Source organism: Phycicoccus jejuensis, from assembly GCF_000720925.1.
GTDB lineage: Bacteria > Actinomycetota > Actinomycetes > Actinomycetales > Dermatophilaceae > Phycicoccus > Phycicoccus jejuensis.
Window position 1 is genome coordinate 55,140 of sequence record NZ_JOEE01000012.1, and the last position, 7,199, is coordinate 62,338.

At 73.5% G+C, this 7,199-nt stretch carries 9 protein-coding genes; 5 read left to right on the forward strand and 4 right to left on the reverse strand.

The window, feature by feature from the left end; genetic code table 11:
- Positions 1-1,056 carry an NAD(P)-dependent alcohol dehydrogenase gene (locus IG69_RS0118305; RefSeq protein ID WP_030529614.1) on the forward strand — a complete coding sequence of 352 codons (1,056 nt, stop codon included), beginning with the start codon at positions 1-3 and terminating at the stop codon, positions 1,054-1,056.
- 78 nt (positions 1,057-1,134) lie between these two features.
- Here IG69_RS0118305 and IG69_RS0118310 read toward each other — a convergent pair whose 3' ends face one another.
- Positions 1,135-2,691, reverse strand: coding sequence for a DEAD/DEAH box helicase (locus IG69_RS0118310; RefSeq protein WP_030529615.1), 1,557 nt, complete (start codon positions 2,689-2,691; stop codon positions 1,135-1,137).
- Positions 2,692-2,876: 185 nt separating this feature from the next.
- Here IG69_RS0118310 and IG69_RS0118315 point away from each other — a divergent pair, with 185 nt between their 5' ends.
- Positions 2,877-3,545, forward strand: coding sequence for a ferritin-like fold-containing protein (locus IG69_RS0118315; protein ID WP_030529616.1), 669 nt, complete (start codon positions 2,877-2,879; stop codon positions 3,543-3,545).
- A gap of 67 nt (positions 3,546-3,612) precedes the next feature.
- On the opposite strand, the gene IG69_RS0118320 is transcribed toward IG69_RS0118315, so the two are convergent.
- The 3 genes from IG69_RS0118320 to IG69_RS0118330 form a co-directional block, all read right to left on the reverse strand.
- Positions 3,613-3,939 carry a GlsB/YeaQ/YmgE family stress response membrane protein gene (locus IG69_RS0118320; RefSeq protein WP_242525966.1) on the reverse strand — a complete coding sequence of 109 codons (327 nt, stop codon included), beginning with the start codon at positions 3,937-3,939 and terminating at the stop codon, positions 3,613-3,615.
- 148 nt (positions 3,940-4,087) lie between these two features.
- Positions 4,088-4,312: a DUF3107 domain-containing protein gene (locus IG69_RS0118325; protein ID WP_030529618.1), complete on the reverse strand. Its 225-nt coding sequence runs from the start codon at positions 4,310-4,312 to the stop codon at positions 4,088-4,090.
- Positions 4,313-4,445: 133 nt separating this feature from the next.
- Complete coding sequence (locus IG69_RS0118330) at positions 4,446-5,066, reverse strand: TetR/AcrR family transcriptional regulator (RefSeq protein ID WP_030529619.1); 621 nt, start codon at positions 5,064-5,066, stop codon at positions 4,446-4,448.
- A gap of 91 nt (positions 5,067-5,157) precedes the next feature.
- Here IG69_RS0118330 and moeB point away from each other — a divergent pair, with 91 nt between their 5' ends.
- The 3 genes from moeB to IG69_RS0118345 form a co-directional block, all read left to right on the forward strand.
- Positions 5,158-6,354 carry a molybdopterin-synthase adenylyltransferase MoeB gene (gene moeB / locus IG69_RS0118335; protein ID WP_030529620.1) on the forward strand — a complete coding sequence of 399 codons (1,197 nt, stop codon included), beginning with the start codon at positions 5,158-5,160 and terminating at the stop codon, positions 6,352-6,354.
- Positions 6,355-6,356: 2 nt separating this feature from the next.
- On the forward strand, positions 6,357-6,794 hold the full coding sequence (locus tag IG69_RS0118340; RefSeq protein ID WP_030529621.1) for a DUF1810 domain-containing protein: 438 nt from the start codon (positions 6,357-6,359) through the stop codon (positions 6,792-6,794).
- Between the two features lie 119 nt (positions 6,795-6,913).
- Positions 6,914-7,199: hypothetical protein (locus tag IG69_RS0118345; protein WP_030529622.1), on the forward strand; the 286-nt coding region annotated here is incomplete at its 3' end.

Below are 7,199 nucleotides of genomic sequence, written 5' to 3' on the forward strand. Positions count from 1 at the left end.
ATGACGACAACCACCCCTGCACTCATCGCCGACTCCGCGACCTCCGGCTTCCGCCAGGGCACCATCGAGCGGCGCGACCTGCGACCGGACGACATCCGCATCGCCATCGCCTTCGCCGGCATCTGCCACTCCGACATCCACACCGCCCGTGAGGAGTGGGGCCCCGCCCACTTCCCCCTGACCGTCGGCCACGAGATCGCCGGGACGGTCGTCGAGGTCGGTTCCGACGTCACCCGCCACTCGGTCGGTGACCGCGTCGGCGTCGGCTGCCTCGTCGACTCGTGCGGCGAGTGCGAGCAGTGCAAGGACGGCATGGAGCAGTTCTGCGTCAAGCCCTCCGTCGGCACGTACAACGCCCAGGGCTACGACGGCGAGTGGACGATGGGCGGCTACGCCCAGGAGGTCGTCGTCTCGGAGCGCTTCGTCCTGCGCATCCCCGACGGCATCGAGCTCGACGTCGCCGCCCCGCTGCTCTGCGCCGGCATCACGACCTACTCGCCGCTGCACCGCTGGGGCGCCGGCACGGGCAAGCAGGTCGCCATCGTCGGTGTCGGCGGCCTCGGCCACATGGGCGTCAAGATCGCCGCGGCGATGGGCGCGACCGTCACGACCATCTCGCGCAGCGACGCGAAGGCCGCGGACGCCATCGGCCTCGGCGCGACCGCGCACATCGCCTCGAAGGACGAGGAGGCGATGGAGGCCGCCAAGGGCACCTTCGACATCATCCTCAACACGGTGAGCGCCGACATCCCGATCGCCGACTACGTCGCGCTGCTCAAGCCGGCCGGTGTCGTCGTCAACGTCGGCCTCCCGCCGGCCCCCTACGAGATCCCGCCGGGCGCCCTCATCGGTGGCAACCGCGCGGTGGCCGGCTCGCAGATCGGTGGCATCGCCGAGACCCAGGAGATGCTCGACTTCTGCGCCGAGCACGGCATCGCCGCGACGATCGAGGTCGTCGACGCCGCCGACGTCGACGCCGTCTGGGACCGCGTCGTCGACGGTGACGTCCGCTACCGCGCCGTCATTGACACGAGCACCATCACCCCGCAGGACTGACCCGGCCCACCCCGCGCGAGAGGGGCCGCATCCCACCCGGGATGCGGCCCCTCTCGTCGTGCGTGGGGAGGTGCGGGCTCAGCCCTGCGCGCCCTCGCCGGCCGGCTTGCCGCCCTGGGTGCGGCGGCGGTTGCGGCTGCGCCGGGGGCGCTCGCCGCCCTCGGTCGGGCGGTCGGACGAGCGACCCTCACCGCGGCCGCCGTCACGCCCGCCACGGCCGGAGTCACGCCCGCCGTCACGCCCGCCGTCACGGCCTGCGCGACCACCGTCGCGACCGCCGCGGCCACCACGACCACCGGACTTGCCGGTCTCGCCGAGGTCCTCGAGCACCTCGGCGTCCAGGCCCTCGCGGGTGCGCTTCGCGCGCGGCAGGCGGCCCTTGGTCCCCTCGGGGATCGCGAGGTCGGTGTAGAGGTGCGGCGAGGAGGAGTAGGTCTCGACCGGCTCGGGGATGCCGAGGTCGAGCACGCGGTTGATCATCCCCCAGCGGTGCAGGTCGTCCCAGTCGACGAAGGTGACCGCGGTGCCGGTGTTGCCGGCGCGGGCGGTGCGCCCGATGCGGTGCAGGTAGGTCTTCTCGTCCTCGGGGCACTGGTAGTTGATGACGTGCGTGACGTTCTCGACGTCGATGCCACGGGCCGCGACGTCGGTGGCGACGAGGATGTCGACCTTGCCGTTGCGGAACGCGCGCAGCGCCTGCTCGCGCGCGCCCTGGCCGAGGTCACCGTGGATGGACGCGGCCGCGAAGCCGCGCTCGACGAGCTCGTCGGCGACCTTGGCGGCGGTGCGCTTGGTGCGGCTGAAGACGATGGTCAGACCCCGGCCCTCGGCCTGCAGCATGCGCGCGAGCATCTCGACCTTGTCCATCGCGTGCGCGCGGTACACGTGCTGCTCGACGGCCTTGACCGTGTGCGCGTTCTCCTGGTCGTCGCCCATCGCGCGGATGTGCGTCGGCTGGTTCATGTAGCGGCGGGCCAGGGTGACGACGGCGCCCGGCATGGTCGCCGAGAAGAGCATCGTCTGGCGGCCGGCCGGCGTCATCGCGAGGATCTTCTCGACATCGGGGAGGAAGCCGAGGTCGAGCATCTCGTCGGCCTCGTCGAGGACGACGATGCGCGCGTGGCCGAGGTCGAGGTGGCCCTGCTGGGCGAGGTCGATGAGGCGGCCCGGGGTGCCGACGACGACCTCGACGCCCCGCTTGAGCGCCTCGACCTGGGGCTCGTAGGCCCGGCCGCCGTAGACGGTGAGGACGCGGATGCCGCGCTTCGCGCCGGCGCGCTCGAGGTCGCCGGCCACCTGGACGGCGAGCTCGCGGGTCGGGGCGACGGCGAGGGCCTGCGGCTTGCCCGCGGCCGGGAGGCCGGCGAACGCGTCGTCACCGGGGGCGACGACGCGGTTGAGGATCGGGATGCCGAAACCGAGGGTCTTGCCCGTGCCGGTCTTGGCCTGGCCGATGATGTCGTGGCCGCCGAGCGCGACCGGCAGCGTCATCGCCTGGATGGGGAAGGGGCTCGTGATGCCGTGCCCGACCAGCGCCGCGACGATGTCGGGGTGGATCGGGAAGTCCGAGAAGCTCGGGGTCGGCTCGGTCGGGGCGGCCTGCGGTTCGGCCTGGGCGTCGGTGACGTCGGTCATGGACTCTCTTCTTCGGTCGGCGGGCGCGCGGGGCGCACCAGCGCAGAGGCTGCGGGCCGATCGGAGGTCATCGGGGGCGGTCGCGGCGTCCGGGGACACCGGGCGTCCGCCCATCAAGGTCACTACACGGGTGCGAGCCGACCGGGCACCGTGGTCGCCGCCACTCTACCGTTAGGCTCCGACGCATGGACGCGGACGGGGCCCAGGAGCACGGCTACGACGCCGCCGTCGTCGACCTCCTCGGGGTGCTGGCCTACGGCGAGCTGACCGCCTTCATGCGGATGGCGGCCGACTGCGACCTCGCCCCGACGCTCTCGCTGAAGTCCCGGATGGGACGCCTCGCGACGACCGACTTCCAGCACTACGAGCGCCTCAGCGCGCACCTCGCGGGCCTGGGCGTCGACCCGGAGGCGGCGATGGCGCCCTTCGTCGCGCCGTTCTCCGCCTTCCACGAGCGCACCCGCCCGCGGGGGTGGCTCGAGGGCCTCGTCAAGGCGTACGTCGGCGAGGGCATCGCCAAGGACTTCTACCGCGAGATGTCGGCGTTCGTCGACGAGGAGACGCGCGGCGTGATGCAGGACGCCCTCGACGACGGCGGGCACGCGGAGTTCGTCGTCCAGATCGTCCGCGACAGCATCCGCACCGACCGCACGGCCGCGGGCCGACTCGCCCTGTGGGGGCGACGGCTGCTCGGCGAGGCGCTCTCGCAGGCCCAGGCCGTGGCCGTCGAGCGCGACGCGATGGCGGCGCTGCTCGTCGGGGGAGGGCTCGACCTCGGCGAGGTCGGTCGGATGTTCACCCGGCTCACCGAGAACCACCAGAAGCGGATGGCCCGGATGGGTCTGGAGGCCTGAGCGGCCCCTCCTGCGCACGACGACGGCCCCCGCCACGTGGCGGGGGCCGTCGTCGTGCGGGTGTCGGTCAGGCGCGGGTGCGGGGAGCGCCGCCGCGGGAGGCCATGACGCGCTCGTAGATCACGACGAGGACGGCCGCGACGATGACGGAGATGACCCAGCGCAGCCAGTCGATGCCACCGGTGGTGCAGACGCCGATCTGGGCGGAGAGCCAGTAGCCGATGAGGGCGCCGACGATGCCGATGACGACGGTGACGACCATGCTGATCGCCTGCCGGCCGGGGAGGACGAGGCGGGCGAGGACGCCGATGACGGCGCCGAAGATGATGGTGCCGATCCATCCGCCGACGCCCGACGGGGCGCAGCTGGCGGCCATGGGAAGGAGCTCGGTCATGCGGTTCTCCCGTTCCGGGCCCGAGGGCCCCGTCACACGTGCCCGGATCTCGGGCACGACGCGACGCTAGACCTTCGACGAAGATTCGTCAAACCTTCGACAGGATGGGTCGGAACGAAGGATCGGCGCAGGTCAGCGCCGGTGTGCGTCAGATGCCGAAGCCGACCTTGCCCTTGTCGGTCTCGCCGACCTGGATCCAGCCGACCGAGCGACCCGGCACGAGGACCGTGCGGCCCTTGGTGTCGGTGAGGCGCAGGATCCCCTCCGGGGTGGCGAGGGCGGCGTCGACGGCCGCGGCGACCTCGTCCGCGTCGGCGTTCGTCTCGAGGCTGAGCTCGCGGGCGACGTTCTGGACACCGATGGTGACCTCCACGGGGCACGCACCTTTCGTCGGTCTCGCGGGCCGGGGCCCGCTCGGATGGGTACTCGCGCTCAGGCTAACCCGCGACGCGTCGGGGCTGTTCCGGTGCTCGGGCGTGTTCGCCGAGGGCGCAGCGCAGCGGTCGTCAGGACCCGACCTTCGGGAAGGAGCCGAGCCCGCGCCAGGCGAGCGTGCTGATCGTGGCGGCGGCCTCGGCCTCGGGGATGTCGCCGTCCTGGGCCAGCCAGTGCCGGGCCGCCACCTGGGCCATCCCGGCGAGGGCGGAGCCGAGGAGGAGCGCCCGCTCGTCGTCCGCACCGGTGTCCTCGGCGATGACCTCGGCGATGGCCTCGGCACAGGCGAGCTCGACGGCGTCGAGCCGCGCGCGGACCTGCGGGACGCTCGTGAGGTCGGACTCGAAGACCATGCGGAAGGCGGCGTCCTCGCGCGTCACGAAGTCGAAGTAGGCGGCGACCGTCGCCCGGACGCGGGCCTCGTTGTCGCCGGCGTCGGTCCCGAGCGCCCGGCGCACGAGCTGCTCGAGGGTGTCGCAGTGGGTGTCGAGGAGGGCCAGGTAGAGGTCGAGCTTGCCGGGGAAGTGCTGGTAGAGGACGGGCTTGGAGACGCCGGCGCGGTCGGCGATCTCGTCCATCGCGGCCGCGTGGTAGCCGGACTGGACGAACACGGCCTGGGCGGCCTCGAGCAGCTGGGCGCGGCGCTCGCTGCGCGGCATCCGCGAGCTGCGAGGGGTCGTGGTGCTGGTCATGGGGTCCTCCGGTCGTGGCGTCGCGCGTCATCCTACGGACGGGTAGGTCGTGGCCGGGGGCTGTGCCCCGCGCCGGTGTTAGGTTCGCCGTATGGCGCGTCCCCCGCTGGTGCCGCCCGGGCCCGAGCTCACCGCCGCAGAGCGGACCCGCTTCGCCCGCCACCTCCTCCTGCCCGACCTCGGGCTCGACGGCCAGCGCCGCCTGCGCGCCGCGCGCGTCCTCGTCGTCGGTGCCGGGGGGCTGGGGTCGCCCGCGCTGCTCTACCTCGCCGCGGCGGGGGTCGGCACGATCGGGGTCGTCGACGACGACGTCGTCGAGTCGACCAACCTCCAGCGCCAGGTGGTGCACGGTGTGGACGACGTCGGTCGCGCCAAGGTCGACTCCGCCGCGGACGCCGTGGCGGCGATCTCGCCCGACACGGTCGTCGTGCGGCACCGCGAGCGGCTCGACGCCGTGACGGCGATGGAGGTGCTCGCGGACTACGACCTCGTCCTCGACGGCGCCGACAACTTCCCGACGCGCTACCTCGTCGGCGACGCGTGCGCCCGGCTCGGCATCCCGCACGTCTGGGGGTCGGTCTACCGGTTCGACGGGCAGGTGTCGGTGTGGTGGGCCGGCGAGGGCCCCTGCTACGCCTGCGTCTTCCCGCAGCAACCGCCGCCGGACGCCGTGCCCTCGTGCGCGGTCGGCGGGGTGCTCGGCGCGGTGTGCGCGTCGGTGGGGTCCGTCATGGCGACCGAGGCCGTCAAGCTCGTCACGGGGTCGGGGGAGGTGCTCGTCGGCCGGCTGCTCGTCCACGACGCGCTGCGCCAGACGTGGGACGCGGTGCCGGTCCGGCGCGACCCGGGCTGCGCGGTGTGCGGCGCCTCGGCCGACGCGACGCGTCCGCTCGGGTGGGCGACGCAGCGTGAGGATGCCTGTGCTGCAGGTGATCTGGCGGACGATGGCTCGCTGGGTCGTCCCGAGGTCGGGGTCGAGGAGCTCGCCCGCCTGCTCGCCGAGCGTGACGCGGGGCGGGCCGACTTCGTCCTGCTCGACGTCCGCGAGCCGGGGGAGCGCGACGTCGCGGCCATCCCGGGCTCGGTGCTGCTGCCGGTCGGTGAGGTGCGTGCCGGGGCGTCCGTGCCCGGGGGCGACGGGCGCCGGGTCGTCGTGCACTGCAAGGCCGGTGGGCGCTCGGCGGAGGCCGTCGACCTGCTGCGGGCTCGCGGCGTCGACGCGTGGGACGTGCCCGGCGGCATCCTCGCGTGGTCGCGCGACGTCGACCCGTCGGTGCCGGGGTACTGACGGTGGCCGACGACGGTGCGGGCGACCTGGAACGGTTCGTCGAGGCGCAGGACTCGGGTGGGACGTACTCCGCGGCGCTGGCCGAGCTGCGCGCCGGCCGGAAGCGCTCGCACTGGATGTGGTTCGTCCTGCCCCAGGTGGCCGGGCTCGGACGCAGCGCGACGGCGCAGCACTACGGCGTGCGCGGCGTGGGGGAGGCTCGGGAGTACCTCGCCCACCCGGTGCTGGGGCCGCGGCTGCACGAGTGCGTCGAGGCCCTGCTCGCGCTGCCGGGGTCGGACGCCGAGGCGGTCCTCGGCGGCATCGACGCCGTCAAGCTGCGCTCCTCGATGACCCTGTTTGCGGTGGCTTCCGGTCCGGGAGAGGACACGCCCTTCCGGGCGGCGCTCGAGCAGTACTTCGGCGGCACCGAGGACCCCGAGACGCTGCGCCTCCTCTGAGCCGGGCGGTGTGAGCACGAGTTGCTCGGTGCGGGATCCTGCTGTGCGCGAGCTCGATTGGTTGTCCACAATGCTCTTGGGACCCTTGTCTGTCGAACACGTGTTCGGTACACTGAGACATGGACACCGAGACCCTCTCCCGCCGCATCGCGGCGCTGCGCGAGGAGTGCGCGCGGCTGGGGGCCGAGCTGGTCGAGGGTGGTCACGTCCTGTCGTCGGAGGAGGCGTTCGCGCTCGCGGGGGAGCTGCAGGGTGTCGTGAACGCGGCCGAGGGGGCCACGGCGGTGGCGGGGGCGTGGGGCGCCAGGGTGGAGACGACGGTGCGCTCGGGCTCGTGGGAGCGGGTGCACCCGGTGGGGTTCGTCGACGCGATGGCCTCGACGCGGATGTCGCTCGCGACGGGGC

Coding starts and splice junctions, on each gene's coding strand:
- IG69_RS0118305 (WP_030529614.1), top strand. CDS start 1: ATGACGACAACCACCCCTGCACTCATCGCCGACTCCGCGACCTCCGGC.
- IG69_RS0118310 (WP_030529615.1), bottom strand. CDS start 2,691: ATGACCGACGTCACCGACGCCCAGGCCGAACCGCAGGCCGCCCCGACC.
- IG69_RS0118315 (WP_030529616.1), top strand. CDS start 2,877: ATGGACGCGGACGGGGCCCAGGAGCACGGCTACGACGCCGCCGTCGTC.
- IG69_RS0118320 (WP_242525966.1), bottom strand. CDS start 3,939: ATGACCGAGCTCCTTCCCATGGCCGCCAGCTGCGCCCCGTCGGGCGTC.
- IG69_RS0118330 (WP_030529619.1), bottom strand. CDS start 5,066: ATGACCAGCACCACGACCCCTCGCAGCTCGCGGATGCCGCGCAGCGAG.
- moeB (WP_030529620.1), top strand. CDS start 5,158: ATGGCGCGTCCCCCGCTGGTGCCGCCCGGGCCCGAGCTCACCGCCGCA.